Origin of the sequence: Tenebrionibacter intestinalis (assembly GCF_016632365.1) — a bacterium.
Lineage (GTDB): Bacteria > Pseudomonadota > Gammaproteobacteria > Enterobacterales > Enterobacteriaceae > Tenebrionibacter > Tenebrionibacter intestinalis.
Genome location: NZ_JAEPBH010000006.1, coordinates 1 through 18,491, shown reverse-complemented (window position 1 = coordinate 18,491; position 18,491 = coordinate 1). Strand labels below are relative to the sequence as shown.

Annotated in this window: 11 protein-coding genes; all 11 read left to right on the top strand. The window is 51.6% G+C overall.

Going from position 1 to position 18,491, the window contains the following annotated elements; all coding sequences use genetic code 11:
* Positions 1 to 315: 315 nt before the first annotated feature.
* The 11 genes from JJB97_RS03370 (at position 316) to JJB97_RS03320 (ending at position 18,459) form a co-directional block, all read left to right on the top strand.
* Complete coding sequence (locus tag JJB97_RS03370; RefSeq protein WP_238712394.1) at positions 316 to 1,221, top strand: helix-turn-helix transcriptional regulator; 906 nt, start codon at positions 316 to 318, stop codon at positions 1,219 to 1,221.
* Complete coding sequence (locus tag JJB97_RS03365; RefSeq protein ID WP_238712393.1) at positions 1,221 to 4,499, top strand: helicase-related protein; 3,279 nt, start codon at positions 1,221 to 1,223, stop codon at positions 4,497 to 4,499. The genes JJB97_RS03370 and JJB97_RS03365 overlap by 1 nt, the downstream gene beginning before the upstream one ends.
* Positions 4,496 to 5,197 (top strand): DUF4391 domain-containing protein, encoded by a 702-nt coding sequence (locus tag JJB97_RS03360; protein ID WP_238712392.1) that lies wholly within the window; start codon positions 4,496 to 4,498, stop codon positions 5,195 to 5,197. Before JJB97_RS03365 ends, JJB97_RS03360 begins: the two co-directional genes overlap by 4 nt.
* On the top strand, positions 5,194 to 7,896 hold the full coding sequence (locus JJB97_RS03355; protein ID WP_238712391.1) for an ATP-binding domain-containing protein: 2,703 nt from the start codon (positions 5,194 to 5,196) through the stop codon (positions 7,894 to 7,896). Before JJB97_RS03360 ends, JJB97_RS03355 begins: the two co-directional genes overlap by 4 nt.
* 60 nt (positions 7,897 to 7,956) lie before the next feature.
* Positions 7,957 to 10,038, top strand: a complete 2,082-nt coding sequence (locus JJB97_RS03350) for a site-specific DNA-methyltransferase (protein WP_238712390.1) — start codon at positions 7,957 to 7,959, stop codon at positions 10,036 to 10,038.
* 10 nt (positions 10,039 to 10,048) lie between these two features.
* Positions 10,049 to 13,120, top strand: a complete 3,072-nt coding sequence (locus JJB97_RS03345) for a type III restriction-modification system endonuclease (RefSeq protein ID WP_238712389.1) — start codon at positions 10,049 to 10,051, stop codon at positions 13,118 to 13,120.
* Positions 13,121 to 13,153: 33 nt separating this feature from the next.
* A complete protein-coding gene (locus JJB97_RS03340; RefSeq protein ID WP_238712388.1) occupies positions 13,154 to 13,402 on the top strand; it encodes a hypothetical protein in 249 nt (82 codons plus the stop codon).
* The gene (locus tag JJB97_RS03335; RefSeq protein ID WP_399198015.1) at positions 13,399 to 13,539 is read left to right on the top strand and encodes an IS3 family transposase; all 141 of its coding nucleotides are present in this window, start codon (positions 13,399 to 13,401) and stop codon (positions 13,537 to 13,539) included. Before JJB97_RS03340 ends, JJB97_RS03335 begins: the two co-directional genes overlap by 4 nt.
* 189 nt (positions 13,540 to 13,728) lie before the next feature.
* The gene (gene abpA / locus JJB97_RS03330; protein WP_100188799.1) at positions 13,729 to 15,345 is read left to right on the top strand and encodes an anti-bacteriophage protein AbpA; all 1,617 of its coding nucleotides are present in this window, start codon (positions 13,729 to 13,731) and stop codon (positions 15,343 to 15,345) included.
* Positions 15,342 to 17,531 (top strand): DEAD/DEAH box helicase, encoded by a 2,190-nt coding sequence (locus JJB97_RS03325; RefSeq protein WP_238712387.1) that lies wholly within the window; start codon positions 15,342 to 15,344, stop codon positions 17,529 to 17,531. The genes abpA and JJB97_RS03325 overlap by 4 nt, the downstream gene beginning before the upstream one ends.
* A 193-nt stretch (positions 17,532 to 17,724) precedes the next feature.
* On the top strand, positions 17,725 to 18,459 hold the full coding sequence (locus JJB97_RS03320) for a glycosyltransferase family 9 protein (RefSeq protein WP_238712386.1): 735 nt from the start codon (positions 17,725 to 17,727) through the stop codon (positions 18,457 to 18,459).
* The last annotated feature ends 32 nt before the right edge of the window (positions 18,460 to 18,491 follow it).

Sequence of the window (18,491 nt, the reverse complement as noted above, 5' to 3'; positions counted from 1 at the left end):
ACGAGCCACAGCCGCCTGTGATCCCGGTCCCTGAGTCGTTAGGTTATTCTGGTATCCCTCATCCCAATACCAAAATAGTGGATAAGGGCAAATTGCCTGAGGGGGCTATAGGGCCTTGGGCAGCAAGGTTTTATAGTTGGATGGCATCAATTTAACGGTATAGAAACATCAACCCATACGATGACTGCCTACGTTCAAGACATAAATTCTTGCTGTTACATAAGTATTAATGCTGATTGTCATCAATTTGATTATAATCATGGCACTTTATGGATTACCGTATTAAATATCATTTTTTCCCTATAGTGATGATTTATGCCTAGCTCCCCTTCTAAGCGGCTTGAGGACTTGAGTCTGCTCCAACGCGAGCGGCTGGCCTACATCGATTTTCGGCTCTACTTTTTCGGGGATATTGGTCGTCCAGATCTGATTGAGCGCTTCCGTGTGGCTCCGGCAGGGGCAACACGCGATTTGGCTTTGTACCGGGAAATCGTGCCGCATAACATCACCTTCGATGGTAGCAACAAGATCTATCGCATTGGGCAGGCGTTCTCCCCATTGTTCGAGCATGCATCACAGCGCGTTCTGTCGGCGCTGGCTCTCGGCTTTGGCGATGGCGTGAGTGGCCTAATGCAGGCGCTATTACCATGCGAATCTCCCGCAGCCCTGAGCATCCCCAAGATGGATATATTAGCCGCGATTTGCCGAGCTATTCACGCCAACCGACCTGTTGCTATCCGCTACCACTCGATGAGCAGCGGCGAGTCCGCGCGTGTCATTGTGCCTTTTGCCTTGATAGATACAGGCTTGCGCTGGCACGTCCGTGCTTTTGATCGCAAGAGTGGCGAGTTTCGGGATTTCGTCGTCACCCGCATCGAAGCACCAATATTGCTCGATGAGGAGCCACAGGCCAACGAACGACAGGATAACGACAACCAGTGGACGCGCATCGTCGAGCTGGATTTAGTGCCGCACCCGAGCGTTGAGCGGCCCGATATTATCAAGATGGACTACGGGATGACAGATGGTTCGATCAGAATGCGCGTTCGCGCTGCGGTGGTGGGCTATATGTTGCAGCGCTGGCGGGTAGACTGCTCACCCGATCATTGCCTTCGTGGACCGGAGTACCGGTTATGGCTCAAAGATCATCTCGCAATTTACGGCGTAAAAAATGCCTTACTGGCACCAGGCTATAGCGCCACTAAGAAGGCTGACTATTAATGGAACTGATCGACAATATCAACCGCCTGCTCGGAGACGACCTAAAGCAGACGCTCAAACCTGGTGCTCGCCTGAAGATCGCCGCTTCCTGCTTTTCGATGTACGCGTTCGAAGCGCTCAAAGCAGAGCTGGAAAAAATCGACGAGCTGCAATTCATCTTTACCTCGCCGACGTTTACCGCTAACGAGGTTACCGACAAGATTCGCAAGGAACGCAGAGAATTCCACATACCGAAGGCTGACCGCGAACGGAGCTTGTACGGGAGTGAGTTCGAAATTCAGTTGCGTAACAAACTGACCCAGCGCGCAATTGCAAAAGAGTGCGCGGACTGGATGCGGCGCAAGGCAACATTCAAGTCCAATCGCAGCAAGGCACCGATGCAGCAGTTTACTTGCATTCAGGCTGCTGCCGCAGATACTGCCTACATGCCACTGCACGGCTTTACCGCCGTCGATCTCGGCTACCAGCAGGGCAACGCTGTCTCCAACTTCGTCAACAAGATGGACGAGCCGACATTTACGGCGACCTACCTCAGTCTGTTTAACCAGATCTGGCAGGACCCCGAGAAGCTGGAGGATGTAACGGCGCAGATCTGCGATCAAATTGCATCCGTCTACCAAGAAAACTCGCCAGAGAGCATCTACTTCCTGATGCTCTACAATATCTTCAATGAGTTTCTGGACGACATCAACGAGGATGTCCTGCCGAACGACCGCACGGGCTATCAAGACACGCTCATCTGGAACAAACTCTTCAATTACCAGAAAGATGCTGCTACCGGGATCATCAACAAACTTGAAAGCTACAGCGGCTGCATCTTGGCCGACAGCGTGGGTTTGGGAAAGACTTTTACCGCGCTGGCCGTGGTAAAGTATTACGAACTGCGCAACAAGTCAGTTTTGGTTTTATGCCCTAAGAAGCTGGCGGACAACTGGCTGAACTACAGCCGCAACCTCAAGACCAACATATTTGCTCGCGACCGGTTCAACTACGACGTGCTTTGTCATACCGACCTCAGCCGTACGAGCGGTGAGTCGTTCGGCACACCGCTGAATCGTATCAACTGGGGCAACTACGACCTTGTCGTCATCGACGAGTCGCACAACTTCCGCAACAATGACGCCTATAAGGACAAGGAAACCCGCTACCAGAAGCTGATGAACAAGGTTATCAAGGAGGGAGTGAAAACCAAGGTATTGATGCTTTCGGCCACCCCGGTGAACAACCGCTTCAACGACCTGCGCAACCAACTGGCACTGGCCTACGAAGGCGACTCCGAAAACCTCAGCAAGAAGCTGCGCACCGGCAAGACGGTAGAGGACATTTTCCGTAGTGCACAGGCCAGCTTCAATGCGTGGGCAAAGCTTCCATCGGAAGAGCGCACAGCGCGGGCCATCCTGGATTCGTTGGATTTCGACTTCTTCGAATTGCTCGACAGCGTCACCATCGCACGTTCGCGCAAGCATATTCAGACCTTCTATGATACCAAGGAAATCGGCCAATTCCCTGAGCGCCGCAAACCCTTGTCGTTCCATAGCCCGCTCACGCAGCGAACGGATGTGATGAGCTTCAACGAAATTTTCGAGCAGCTGTCGTTACTCAAGCTCGCTGTTTACGCGCCGATCAGCTACATCCTGCCCAGTCGGCTCAAGAAGTACGAGGAAATGTATGACACTCAGGTTGCAGGGAAAGGCAAGCTTAAACAAGTCGACCGAGAAAAGAGCCTGCAGGCATTGATGACGACCAACCTGCTCAAGCGCCTGGAAAGCTCGATTGAGTCTTTCCGCTTGACGCTCAAGTCCCTGCGTGCGAACCACACGAATACACTAGGCAAGATCAGCACTTTCAATGAGACTGGCGGCCTCAGTGGCATTGACAGCAGAATCAATGACCTCACCGACCAGTTAGAAAACCTCGACGCGGACGACGACCTGCCAATCAATGGCGACAGTAAGATCGGAGGCAATGTCAAAATCAGCCTCGCCGATATGGACTTGCCTTCTTGGGAGCACGAGCTGAAGGTCGATCTGGAAATCATTGATGCTTTGCTGACGTCGATGAACAAGATCACGGCTGCCGATGATGCCAAACTGCAGCATCTCAAGACACTGGTTCTGGAGAAGATCGCAGCACCGCTGAATCCCGGCAACAAGAAGGTGCTGATCTTCACCGCCTTCGCCGACACCGCTGACTATCTGTATGCCAATTTGGCTCAGGAATTGCTGGCTACACAGACCTTGCACAGTGCAAAAGTCACCGGCAAAGGGGCACCGAAGAGCACGCTCAAGAAGAGCTATGACTTCCAGGAACTGCTTACCCTCTTCTCGCCGCACTCGAAGGAGAAAGCCATCGTGCTGCCAAATGAGGAGGCAGAGATAGATGTGTTGATCGGCACCGATTGTATCTCTGAAGGTCAGAACCTGCAGGACTGCGACTACCTCATCAACTACGACATCCACTGGAACCCCGTGCGCATTATCCAGCGCTTCGGCCGTGTGGATCGCATCGGCTCCCCCAACAGCAGCATCCAACTGGTTAACTACTGGCCAGACATATCTCTCGACGAATACATCAACCTGAAGGAACGGGTTGAGAGCCGAATGATGATTGCCGATGTTACAGCCACCGGTGACGACAATGTGCTGAGCGCCCAAGCCAACGATGTGTCTTATCGCAAAGAGCAATTGCGACGTTTGCAAGAGGAAGTGATTGAGCTGGAAGACCTGAAAACCGGAGTGTCGATTACTGATCTCGGGCTCAATGACTTCCGAATGGACTTGCTCAACTATGTGAAGGTCAATGGCGAATTGAGCAACGTGCCAAGCGGGATGCACGCCGTAGTGCCTGCCAAGCCGGAGATGGGCCTACGCCCGGGTGTGATCTTCACGCTACGCAACCGGAATCCAAGCGTCAACGTCAGTCAGCACAACCGCCTGCACCCTTTTTACCTCGTCTACATTAATCGCGAGGGGGAAGTCATTCACGATTACACCGAAGTCAAACGTTTGCTGGATCTGGTTCGCTCCTGCTGCAAGGGACAAGCCCAGCCTATTACAGATGCCTGTCTCCTGTTCAATAAGGAAACGGCCGATGGCCGCAAGATGCAGATGTATTCGGACCTGCTTGGCAAGGCCATCCGCTCAATGATCGAGGTGAAGGAAGAGAAGGATCTGGACAGCCTCTTCTGCGGCGGAAAGACCACCGCGTTGGTCAATACTATCGTCGGGCTAGACGACTTCGAACTGATTACCTTCCTCGTGATTCAGGAGGCCGGATGAGTCAGTCTGCGCGATTTGGGTCGAATACCGCGTTCATCTACTATCCGAAGCAGGCTGTCTTTGGTCGTACCCTGCCAAAGAATAAGATCTACGAACACAGCGGCGCCAATACAAGGCTGAAGGACTTGTTCGTCGAGCAAGTAGAGCAGATCGTCTGGCAATATAAGTTGGCCCCGGAAACGATCAATCTGCCCGCCAGGCCGGGAGTGCCTGAGCTTCAGATTTTCTCAATCCAGCTCAAGACATCGGAGCTGAATCTGGATGTTTTGCGTTGCATCGATGGCGCGGTGCAGTTTCCCATCATCTTCGAGCTTAGCTTTGATGGCCGAACAAAGGTGATCGCTGCATACAAGCGACCGAATGAGTTAGACACCAGCCGTTGGGTCATTAGTGACTACTTTACGACAGCCTGGTTTCCGAGTGACTGTGAGCGCGCCGCCATGCCTTTAGCACTCGACTTGGGCGGCTTGTATGAGCAGATGCTTCACCGCCTAATCCCCACGCCTGCGCGCCCACGAGAAAGTCTCGCTGACTTGGTCGTACGCGTCGAACTGGTTGAAGCCAAGCTGCGTGAGGTTGAGAAAGCTGCCAGCAGACTTGCCAAAGAAAAGCAATTCAACCGCAAAGTAGAGATCAACGCGCATTTGCGGCTGCTTAAAAAAGAACTTGAAGAATTGACCGGGAGTGAGAGTGCATGACACAGAGCTTGAATGATGAGTCAAGGATACACATCGAGCAGATCGCCGGTGAAGCGTTGGCACAACTCGAAAGGATCGCTGAAACCGCTAGGGGCAAGCTCAACGATGGGCGGACACTTGGTTCAGATGCGCTGGCAAACATCAACACAATGACGTCCAGTTCAGCCATCCAAAGGTTGGATAAGATCAGCCAGGCGAACCGCGAAAGCTATCAGGTACTAGTGACAGAGCCTGCCATCGCCCGCGTTGTGGTGAGCGATGAAGAGGGTGATGAAAAAATCTACTACATCTGCCGCACGATGCCGGTATCAGGCTTTCCCAATTTGTCTAGTTACCGTGCGCCGGTTGGACGTTTGGCCTCGTTGGCAATTGGCACAGAGTTCACGCTCCCCAATGGAGCCGTCGTTGAGGTTCTTGAGCGGGCTCTGCTTCGGCCCAATCCGCTTGCAGATGGGTGGGACTCTCGAGACACCATCGTTGAAGCCGAGCATTTTGGGCCGTTCACCATCGAGTCGCTGCGTGCGCTGCTGACCGTGGTTGCGGGAGAAGAAGTCACTGAAGACATTATTGGCCAATTGCTGGCCGAGGAGTTAGTCAAGGCCAACATCATCGACGGTGTTCGCCGCAGCGTTATTACAAAGATGGGACTACGTGATCAGCCCATTCTCGATCAATATCAAGATGAGATTTTCCGCCGCCCTATCGACAATCGTCTTTTGATCCTGGGCCCGCCGGGTACAGGCAAGACGACCACTCTGATCCGCCGACTCGGCCAAAAGCTCGATACCGCCTTCCTGGAAGAAGGCGAAGAACGTCTGGTTGAAACAATCGCCTCAGCCCAAGGTATTGCGCACGCCAACAGCTGGTTGATGTTCACGCCCACGGAATTGCTCAAGCAGTACCTCAAGGAGGCATTTGCGCGTGAAGGTGTTCCCGCCTCGGATCTGCGCATCAGAACGTGGCAAGACTATCGACGCGAGCTGGCCCGAAACGTATTCGGTGTCCTCAGAAGGGCTTCCGGTGGCGGTACTTTTGTTCTAAAAGACGGACTGACCAGCCTGACCGATGCCGCAGTAGAGCGTCCCATTCAATGGTTTGACGATTTCAACGAATACCAGCAGAAGGCCTATGTGCAGGAGCTGCGTGAAGCCGCAACCCAACTCCACGATGCCAAAACTCCCGAAGTCCTTAGTCTCAGCACACGCTTGCAAAACATCTTGTCTCGGGCGGCCGATGGCGCACTGGCGACAATGTTTGGTTCGCTGGCTGTGGAGATAGCCAAAGTGCAGGTACTCGTCAGCAACCTGAAGGAAGGCTCGGACATCAAGATAAAAGCCGCACTCAACCTGCAACTCAACCGCAACCGAGGTTTTCTAGATGAGTTGGCCCACGTGATCGACAGCCTGCAACAGGCGCAAGCGACTGATGTAGACGACCAGGACGACCCGGATACCGATGAAGAAGAAGACGCAACCGCCCCCCGTACAGGCCGTGCCGCCGCGCTCAGTGCCTACATGCAAGCGGTACGCGCCCAAGCCCGGGCAGCAGCATCCAAGCGCACAGTCAGCAAAGCCTCTCGCAATGGCAAAATCATCGAGTGGTTGGGAGAGCGCGGGCTGACAGAAGCGGATCGCGCTGAAGTGGGTGCAAGCCTTCTGGTGCAGGCCAGTGCACGCCGCTTCGTTAATCCGGTCAAGCGCTACCTAGACGGCATCCCGAAGCGCTACCGTGCATTCAGGCGTGAACGCCAACCGGCAAATACCTGGTATAGCCACGAAGGCTTTGAGGCGCGCGACATCCATCCACTGGAGTTGGACATCGTACTGCTCGCGATCTTGCGCGCCGCAGGCAATCTGCTCAGTCGGCCCAACGTCCAGCGCGACATTGATAGTCCCGCTTGGTCATCACTTCAGCCCATACTGGGGCATTACTGCAACCAGATCCTGGTGGATGAAGCCACTGACTTCTCGCCTATTCAGCTCGCGAGTATGGCGGCGCTTGCGCATCCACGACTGCGCTCATTCTTTGCCTGTGGTGACTTTAATCAGCGACTGACCGCTTGGGGCACACGCTCTGTCGACGACTTGAAGTGGATCTTTGCTGATTTTGATATCAAGGAGATTACGGTCTCTTATCGGCAGAGCAAGCAACTGAACGATCTGGCTCGCGCCATGATCCGCGCTGTCGGTGGCACCGAGCAAAACGCCAGCTTGCCTGCGCATATGGACAGCATGGGCGTTGCGCCTGCCTTGCTGGAGCACGCGACCAACGCAGAACCCATTGTCGGTTGGCTGGCGGATCGCATTCGCGAGATTGAGCGCTTTGTCGGACAGTTGCCATCTACCGCCATTTTTGTAAATACCGAGGACGACGTAGCCCCGGTTGCCGAAGCACTCAACACAGCCTTGGCGGAGCACAATATCCATGTCATCGCCTGCCGAGAGGGCCAGACTGTGGGGCAGGAAAGCAACGTGCGCGTGTTCGACATTCAGCACATCAAAGGCCTGGAGTTCGAGGCGGTATTCTTTGTTAGCATTGACCAGCTAGCCACGCTGCACCCGGCGCTGTTCGACAAATATCTGTACGTCGGCACCACTCGCGCCGCCACCTACTTGGGTGTGACCTGCCAGGGCAGCCTGCCATACACCATTGAAAGTCTGCGCACGCACTTTTGCCAGAATTGGCAACAAGGCGACTGACTATACCAATACGAACTTGAGTTATGAGCCGATAAATACTGGCGACCAGAGGAAAAGAATATGGAAAAGCTAAAAATGCATTCGCCCAATCTCACGCAGGACAACATTGCTCGTATTCGTGATTTGTTTCCGGGCTGCGTTACCGAAGCCAAGGACGAGGATGCTAGCGTGAAGCTGGCGGTAGATTTCGATCAGTTGCGGCAAGAGCTTGCCGAGTCGATTGTTGAAGGGCCACAGGAACGCTACCACCTGAACTGGCCGGGCAAGCGTGAAGCCTTGCTTACAGCCAACGCGCCGATTGCCAAAACACTGCGCCCTTGCCGTGCGGAAAGCGTAGACTTCGATAGCACGAAGAACCTGTTCATCGAAGGGGATAACCTCGATGCGTTGAAGTTGCTGCAGGAAAGCTATCTCGGCAAAGTCAAGTTGATCTACATCGACCCCCCCTATAACACAGGTTCCGATCTTATCTATGAAGATGACTTTTCCGAATCGGCAGAGGAATATTTCCGAAAGTCCTTTCAGATCGATGAGTCTGGGAATCGCATGATTGTAAATGCCGAGTCGAGTGGAAAATTTCACTCTAAATGGTTGTCGATGTTGTACCCACGGTTGCGTCTGGCGCGCAATCTTCTTGCTGACGACGGAGCAATTTGTATTTCCATCAGCGATATCGAACTGAAGAACACGTTGGCGCTATGTAACGAAGTTTTTGGCGAGCAGAATTATGTCAACACCATCAGTGTCATGGCCAAGGTGTCCGCAGGAGCCTCTGGAGGGGGAGAGGATAAGCGGCTAAAGAAGAATATCGAGTACATAATCATATACGCCAAGTCACTAGGATCGTTCAATCCGCTGTCGCATCTATATACAGAACGGCCGTTGACCGATGTCATTAAGGAAATGCGTGACGCCGGTGAAAGCTGGAAGTACACGAGCATTCTTCTTGGGGCAGGTGAACGGACATTCTTTGGCGAAGTGAAGGATGGCGACGGCAATGCCATCAAGATTTACAAGCGAAAGGGTGTTGAGCGGACGACGATCAGTAAGGTGTGCAAGAACGAAGGTCTTACCGAAGCGGAGGCGTATCAGAAATACTTCAAGCAGATTTTCTCGGATACCAATGCCCAGACTAGCATCCGCACCCGTGTGATCGATGCAGTGGGGAGCCTCGACGACAGTGAGCTCCTTGAAGTTGAATATGTTCCACGCTCTGGACGAGACAAGGGTGTGAAGGTAACACACGCATATATCAGCCCATCCGTACGCAGAGTCATTTGGCTTCATGACGTGGCTGACGCCAGCGGTGACAAGATCATCAAGAAAGAGAAACTCGGCACATTTTGGGATAATTTCGACTACAACAATGTAGGCAAGGAAGGAGGGATTCCTTTTCCGGATGGCAAGAAGCCGGTACATTTACTACGCACTTGCATTGATCTCTATAACGGGCGAGAGGGAATCTTCATGGACTTCTTCTCCGGCTCCGGTTCGCTGGCCCATGCAGTGATGCTCGCTAATACGGGGGACACGGGAAAACGCCGCTTCATAGCGGTGCAAGTCAACGAGCTGATCGACGAGAAAAACAAGAAGTATGAGTCCGTCATCGAGTTCTGCCGGAGTGAAGGTATTCCGCTTTCTATCGCCGAGATTTCCAAGGAACGAATTCGGCGTTCTGGGGTTATGACTCAGCAGGAATTCGGTGCGCTCGAAAGCGGCGACAGACCGGACGTTGGCTTTCGAGTCTTTAAAATTGATGCGTCTAACATGGCGGACGTCTACTACACCCCTGACGCGCTCGACAAAGCCAAGTTCGATCTGTTCGTCGACAACATCAAACCTGACCGCACGCCTGAGGATCTGCTGTTCCAGGTAATGCTGAACTGGGGGGTCGATCTGGCTCTACCTATCTCCAAGCAGTCCATCCAAGGCAAGGACGTGTTCTTTGTCGATGGCAATGTACTGGCCGCCTGCTTCGACGCCAGCGGCAGCATCGACGAAGCCTTTGTGAAGGAACTGGCTAAGCAGCAGCCGCTGCGCGTGGTATTCCGCGACGCGGGCTACAAGAACAGCGCGGCCAAAATCAACGTCGAGCAGATTTTCAAGCTCGTGTCGCCCGCCACCGAAGTGAAATGCATCTGAGGGGCATGTGATGAAACTTAAATTCAAACATCAGCCCTATCAGGCTGCCGCCGTGCAGGCGGTCGTAGATATTTTTCAGGGGCAGCTACCGGCCTCTGATGCGGCCATGAGCTATCGCCTTGACCCTGGTAATACCAAAAACGGCATGGGTGATCTGTTTGCGCTAGATACCGGTTTTAAAAATGCTGAGCTAACCCTCAGTGAGGTTGCCTTGCTTGATAACATCCAACAGGCGCAGCGCCAGCAAAATTTGCCGTTGTCGGAGAACTTGGTCAAGACCACGGTCGCCAAGCTAAATCTTGATATCGAGATGGAAACGGGTACTGGCAAAACCTATTGCTACATCAAGGCAATCTTCGAGCTGAACAAACAGTACGGCTGGAGCAAGTTCGTCATAGTGGTGCCGAGCATTGCCATCCGCGAAGGCGTGGCCAAATCGCTGGAAATCACGGCCGAGCACTTTCAGGAGACCTACCACAAGAAGGTGCGCTTCTTTATTTACAACTCTAAGCAGTTGCACCATCTGGAGAGCTTTTCCTCCGATGCCGGTATCAATGTCATGGTGATCAACGTACAAGCGTTTAACGCCACCGGCAAAGATAATCGCCGCATCTATGAAGCGCTCGATGATTTTCAGTCACGCCGCCCTATCGATGTGATCAGCGCCAACCGGCCCATCTTGATCCTCGACGAGCCGCAGCGGATGGAGGGGAGCAAGACGCTGGATTCCCTGGCGAATTTCAAACCTCTGATGGTGTTGCGCTATTCCGCTACCCACAAGACCACACACAACAAGATCCACCGCCTGGATGCGCTTGATGCCTACAACCAGAAGCTGGTGAAGAAGATTGAGGTGCGCGGGATCTCGGTGAAGGGACAGGCGGGAACCAACGCATATCTCTATTTACAAGCCATCGAAATCTCAAACAAAAAACCGCCAGTCGCGATTGTGGAGTTTGAACAGAAACTCAGCGGAGGAAACATCAAGCGCGTCACTCGCAAACTGGGCAAGGGTGACAATCTGTTTGTGCTATCGAACGAGCTGGATCAATACCGCGATGGGCTTGTGGTATCGGATATCAATGCCAATACGGACACCTTGAGCTTTACTAATGGCGTAGAGCTGACGGTGGGTGATGCGACTGGTGATATTTCCGAGTTAGCGCTGCGCCGCATTCAGATCCGTGAGACGGTCAAGGCACACTTTGACAAGGAGATGGAGCTCTTCGATAAAGGGGTGAAGGTTCTCTCGTTGTTCTTTATCGACGAAGTAGCCAAGTACCGGGACTACTCCGCTGCCGATGAAAAGGGGGAGTACGCGAAAATCTTTGAAGAGGAGTACACTCAGCACCTTCAAGAAGCCTTTGATAATGGGTTTATGCAGGGGGATTCCCCTTATGCTAAATATCTACGCCGCATTGCAGCCAATAAGACGCACAAAGGCTACTTTTCCATCGACAAGAAGAGTAAGCGCCTCATCGATCCCAAGGTCGCTGCGCGCGGTGAAAATGCTGGCTTGTCGGATGATGTAGATGCTTATGATCTGATCCTCATAGACAAGGAACGGTTATTATCACTAGCTGAGCCGGTGCGTTTTATCTTCTCACACTCGGCCTTGCGTGAGGGCTGGGATAACCCGAACGTGTTTGTTATCTGCACTCTCAAGCATAGTGATAACACCATTTCACGCCGCCAGGAGGTCGGGCGCGGCCTGCGTTTGTCCGTTAATCAAAATGGTGATCGCATGGATCACCCGTCCATTGTTCATGACATTAACGTACTGACAGTCGTGGCCAGCGAAAGTTACAAGGACTTCGTGACCGCCTTGCAGAAGGACATTAGCGAGTCCTTGTCAGCTCGTCCGCGTGTGGCGGACAAGGCCTACTTCACGGGCAAGATGCTGAACACGAAGGAAGGCCCGATTACGGTATCGGACGACCAGGCCACGGACATTGAGTTTTATCTGATCCAGAACGGCTATGTCGATAAGAAGCGCAATATCACGGAGAAGTACCATCAAGCTAAGAAAGACGGCGCGCTGGAGGCATTGCCAGATGAACTGCAGCCCTATGCAGAGCAAATATTCCAGCTGATTGATAGCGTATTCAGCGAAAGCCAGCTCATGCAGGTAGAAGATGGACGCAAGCCCAAAAGACTGCAGACCAACGCCAACTTTGAAAAGCAGGAATTCAAGGCGCTGTGGGGGCGAATCAATCGCAAGGCTACTTACAACGTGTTGTTTGATGATGTTGAGCTAGTGAACAATGCGATCAAGGCGCTCAATGACAAGAATGCTGGGTTGCGTGTGACGCCGTTGCAATACACCATTCACCGTGGCGAGCAGGCTGATACGGCAACTTACGATGACCTCAAAAAGGGTAATGCCTTCGAGTTGAAAGTTACCGAAACAGAATCGCACAACGCCTCCATCCACTCCGCTGTGCAGTACGATCTGATTGGCAAGTTAGCAGAGGGGACTTTGCTTACAAGACGAACCGTTGCCGAAATTCTAAAAGGCCTCAATGCTGACATCTTCGCACAATTCAAGAGTAACCCGGAAAGCTTCATTGCCGAAGCCATTCGCTTGGTCAACGAACAAAAGGCCAATGTCATCATCGAGCATCTGGCTTATGACACGCTAGAAGACAAGTTTGATTTGGACATCTTTACCACGGGCCAGAGCAAACAGGATCTCAGTAAGGCCGGGAATAAATTGCGAAATCACATCTATGACTACGTGCTTACCGACTCTGCGATTGAGCGCAAGTTCGTCGAAGAGCTGGATACCAGCAAGGATGTGGTGGTATATGCCAAGTTGCCACGTGGTTTTCTGATCCCAACCCCTGTCGGCGATTACAACCCCGACTGGGCCATTTCCTTTAAAGAAGGCTCGGTCAAGCATGTGTATTTCGTTGCTGAGACCAAGGGCTCGATGTCATCACTGGATTTACGGCCTATTGAAGCCACCAAGATTAAATGTGCCCGTAAATTCTTCGATGAGATCAACAAGAAGTTTGCTCCAGAAAACGTGAAGTATGACGTAGTGGATAGCTTCGGTAAGCTGATGGAAGTGGTGAAGTAAAATATAAAGGATTGGCCATGTGGTGGTGAGATTATGGCGCACACAAATTGCCACCTATGCACATGGCCGCATCTGAGTGCCCTGATCTCACCAAGCAGCAACTCGAGACTCAGTAATTATTCACCGGCAGACAAGAAAAATTTCTACGTCGAAACAGAGCGAGCAGAGAGCTTAAAACAAGCAATCATGATGAGCTATGAGGAATGGGGATCAGAAGGACAAGGCATCAAAAACATAGCAAGCCATGAACACTCGATGTTGACCTTGCTCAAAACGCAATGAGATATGACCTTACCAACCAGAAAATAATGCACCCAACTGTGTTTTATTATATCAAGTGTGATTACAATCGCCGGCGGTACCATAGTGCCTATGGCGCTCGAGGCCCTGAACAATTTGAAAACCAGAGCCTCGCCTAAGACTGTGTCCACCTCCCGTGAGTTGGATCAGTATGTTATAGTTCCAATATTTATTTTTCCCTAAAAAGTTTGATACCTGCGACCGAGAACGGCTGTGAAGTATTTAGATCACTGGTGATGATTCAGTCATCCGATTGGGCTGTGTCATAAAATCTTCTTAATTTTCGCAAAATTGTCACGGATGCCTAAATGGAATCGAACGATTCAGGTGGAGTCGCCGCCAAGCACGGTTTCTTATTTCAGGACTGCGTAGCCGCTTACCATGTCACCCGAATGCTTCGTGACAAGACTATCCGCAGTGTTCGCTGCGAGGTCACAGACGATATCGACATTGTATCTGATGGATACATCGACTTCGTTCAGGTAAAAAGCACCGGCAAAACACGTTGGAACATTTCGGACATCGTTCAGAATTCAAAAGGTGCTGGTAAAAAGACGATTCCCTGCAGTTCAATTTTGCACAAATCAATGCAGTGTGAGTCTGACCCGGCCCTTGGGCGGAGGTACTCCATCGTCACAGAGGAAAAGGTCAACAAAACCCTTGAGTACTTGACGATCAGCCAAAACGCCCGACTAGATAAGCCAGGTAGACAGGAACTCATCGATGATCTCAACAAACGCACAGGCAATTATTTAACAGACTCAGGTATAAGCGTTTCAGATTGGATCGATGCGGCTACATGGGAAGTGTTTTCATCCCTACGCGAACTGGAACTTCTAGGGATCAAGAACATACGGCTAGCCTCCCAAGATCTACATGGGGTCATTCTCAGTTCCGAAACCGTCGCCGAAGACATTTGGTGCCGCATCCTTGATACCGTGACGCGCAAGGGCGAGCATTCTCGACGCATTCACAGTGCTGATGACAAGTCCTACTTACGACCAGACCTACTTGAGTGGTTCAAACAGCGTGTCGAAGATGACCAATCTCGGTCAGGCCGCAAAATCTACGTCAAACGGGACTTACCCCACATCCTTACGCCATTTAGAGCGCCTATGGCTTCGGCCTGCGCTAAGCGTAAAGGCCAAGTTCTACATCAGCAGTACTCGCTTAAGAAATACCGCTACAAGCACATCGCGGATAACGTCTGCCAATGGTTGGATGAGGTCTTTCTCCGACCAAAAGAAATGTCTGATATTCATAAACTGACATTCATTGAAAAGCGAGAACGACTAAAGAATTCCGTCTTCAAATCGCTCCATGACGTCAGCGAATTTTTGGGTCGAGTGCTGTTGCACGCAACGATCCGGCAACACCACGAAAGCCAGCCTATCCCTTGCATGTTATACGTGGAAAAAGCAGGGGCCGAAAAAATTCTTGAAAACGTGCATATCGTTCGCCGCGATCCAGAAGGTGATCAGCTTTGGATTGGCTTCAGCGAATTGGTGACTGATATTAACATTGCCGTCAGATTGCCGGAGATACGGGATCGGTTGTACGAGGACATTTCGGATTGCATCGATACAGCACGCAGAAAGATCCTCGACATTAAAGACGATGACTACCTGCTTCGCCACGACATTGACGAAATTCTTGATGGCAGCCAACCTTTCGATGCTCACCTCGATCGTTTCACGTTTGTTCTGTTCGTGGGCTATGACTCGAACCTGCTAACCGAGCCTGAAACGCCGGGGTTCGAGGATGACCTGGAGAAGGAAACAACGGTGCTGTTCGAAAAATTCGTGGCTGACCTCATCGAGGATTCGCCGTTCGCGAATCTTTGCATCCACGTGTTCATTTACCCAGCTCCGAGTCTTGAGCGGTTAACCCAATTGGTTGATGAGAAGGTGAGAGAGGTTGTATGACAGAGGTCTATGAACAGGCGAAACATAGCCTGCAGGGTGAGGACTTCTCATCTTTCAATTACCTGTTTGCGGTCAACAAGCTGTTATCCAATCCTGTTTCGTATGACTTGGGACGGGACCTGATCGTGCGTGCTCTCGATTCGCGCGAGCGGTTTTCCGAGCACACCACAATTTTGAAAAATATGGTGAGAAAATCAGGTTTGTTCCCGTACCTCAAAAAGGAGTTCACCGGCCTGACACCGGACGACCTGAGGGTGCTTGAGCTATACCGAACGCCATTCTCGGATGGTTACGTTTTCCACTCAATGCAGTTCCACATATTCGATCTGCTCAAGTCCGGTCAAAACGTGGTACTGAGCGCGCCTACAAGCATGGGCAAAAGCGCAATCGTCGATTCGTTGCTCGGCATGGGAACGTTGAAGCGGCTCGTTCTGGTTGTTCCGACTGTGGCTCTTGCCGACGAAACCCGTCGCCGACTGCAAGAGCGATTCGGTGACCGATATCAGATCATTCACCACAGTTCCCAAGTGTGCCATTCCGATCAGGCTGTCTACGTGTTAACGCAGGAGCGAGTGAACGAGCGTGACGACATCGTCGACATTGACCTCTTCGTCATTGACGAGTTTTACAAGTTGGCGTTCCGGCAACTCAAAAGCGGGGCCACTGATCATCAAGACGAGCGAGTCATCGAGCTCAACATTGCGTTGAGCAAACTGCTTAAGGTCTCCAGGCAGTTTTACCTGACAGGACCTTTCGTTAACAGTATTCGCGGTCTCGAAAGACTTGGGTATCCGCATACTTTCGTTTCCACTGACTTCAATACTGTCGCGTTAGATGTTCAGACGTTCGGCATTAAAGCGAATGACGACGAAACTAAGCTCAACGCACTGGGGAAGATCGCGCGCGCATGCGTCGGCGCAACGATCATTTATTGCAAATCACCAACTGTTGCCGGCCAGGTGGCGCGCGAGCTGATCAGGCTTGGGCATGGCACTCTGATTGAGAGTCCTCATGTCGACTGGGTCAGCGAAGAGTTCGATGCCGACTGGGATTACACGGTCGCACTCAGAAACGGTATCGGCTTGCATTTTGGCGCGCTACCTAGGGCGCTGCAGCAATACACCGCCGACCAATTCAATGCTGGAAAACTGCGCTTCTTACTCTGCACCTCCACGATCATTGAAGGTGTCAACACTATCGCTAAGAACGTTGTGATCTACGACAACCGCGATGGAACTCGCAGTATTGACAAATTCACCCATGGGAACATTAAGGGCCGCGCCGGGCGCATGGGCGTTCACTTCGTCGGCAAAATCTTTTGCCTGGAGGAAATCCCGCAAGACAACCTCAATCAAGAGGTGGATATTCCACTCGGTATTCAGGACATTGATACCCCAATCAACCTCTTGGCCAGCGTTCAACCAGACCACTTGTCCGAGTTTTCACAGGATCGCTTTGATGAGGTCTTCATAAACGACCGTGTTTCCATCGACCTTGTGAAGAAGCACTCGTACTTCCGTGTCGAGCAGTTCGAAGTGCTGCAAAGCATGTTCGAGATGATGGACGACACCGAATTTTCCTCGCTGGTATTTCACTGGACCCCGGCGACAAACTTCCTCAAGATCTTTGCAAAGATCATTGCCAGACTGGTTCCCCATACGTTCAGTCGCAATGGAGTCCCTGTTAAGCCTACGGATGTCATGGTCGCCAAACTTGCCGGCTATTTAAGCGCTGAAAGCTATTCGGAATATCTGAAAAATCAGATCGATTACGCACGACAGTGGGTGTCTGAAGGGGAGAAGCGCACTCTTTCCGTCGCCCTCAACAATGATTTGAAGCTCATCACCAATACCTTCGGTTACACCCTACCTAAGGTGCTCAGCTTGATGGAGGATGTAGTCAAATACCACGCGTTGAAGCGAGGTATCCGCAGCAAAGTCGATTACAAGCATGTCAAATTGGCGTTCGAAAGTTTCCATCTACCACCAGGTGTAAATGCCTTGGAAGAGATGGGCATTCCCATTCAGACGTTACACCGACTGGTAGACTTGCTGGAATTTTCCGACCAGGCTGATGTGGATGAGTTGTGCCAGTATCTTCGGGATACTCAGGACGTTTGGAGTCGATCGATTGGGTTCGTGGATCAGACGTTCATCAGGCGCGCGCTCGGTATTGAACAACATTGATTTAAGTGCGTTTGTGTTCCTTGGTCGGTATAAACCGTTAGTTGCTTACCGTCCTGTTAATAAATCTCAGTTCACCTCGCTTGCTATTGCGCTTCCCAATTGGCAGCAAGATGGAGTTTGAGGCTAATTAGAATACACCGCATCACGCCGAAAAAACCGTATGGTGGGGATCGGCCCTCTGAGCAAAGGACTGATGAGCACATTGTTAAGTTTAAAGATTTTACGCAAAGCAATTTCCAGGCTGATATTTCGCCTGCTGGCGGACAAACCTCTGCCCACGAAAACCCCCGGCGAAAAACTGCATATTCTTCTGCTTCGCTGGGATGCAAAATTGGGCGACTCCATCGTATCTTCTTTCTTTTTTCGCGAATCACGTAAGCTCAATGCCCGATTGACTGTACTTACGGTTAACGAGTTAGCTGAAATGCATACCAACACCTTCGGTGTGGATGAAGTCATCGTTACGAAACCGCATCCAGGGCTTGGTGAACTACGCAAATTGGTGAACCAACTAAGTAATGTCGATGTCGTTGTTCATCTGGTTGGACGACTGCAACCTGCCGAAATCGTTTTTATGCGGTTACTCCGCCCGGCGAGTCTCTATTCCCTTGATGATTCACTGCGCTGTGTGAATCGTAAAATGGGTTTTGCTGCAAACACGCTCAATATCGTGGAGCAGTACAAATATATTCTGCAGGATCTGGGCGCGAAAGCGATCGACACCCAGTACATTGTGCCGTTGCCTGCCGAGCTGCCGCCTGCGGCACTTTCCCCCCAAATACTTTTTAATCCTTATGCCAGCCGAAGAGACAAGGGGCTATCCCCTTCCCGTGCAACCGCAGTTCTACAAGCTATCACCGACGAGTTTCCCGACCATTCCGTAGGAATTCTTTGCAGCCCTTCAACGCTGCACAGCGCACAGCTATGAGACGACAATAAGTCAGTCCGCCTGGTGCTGAT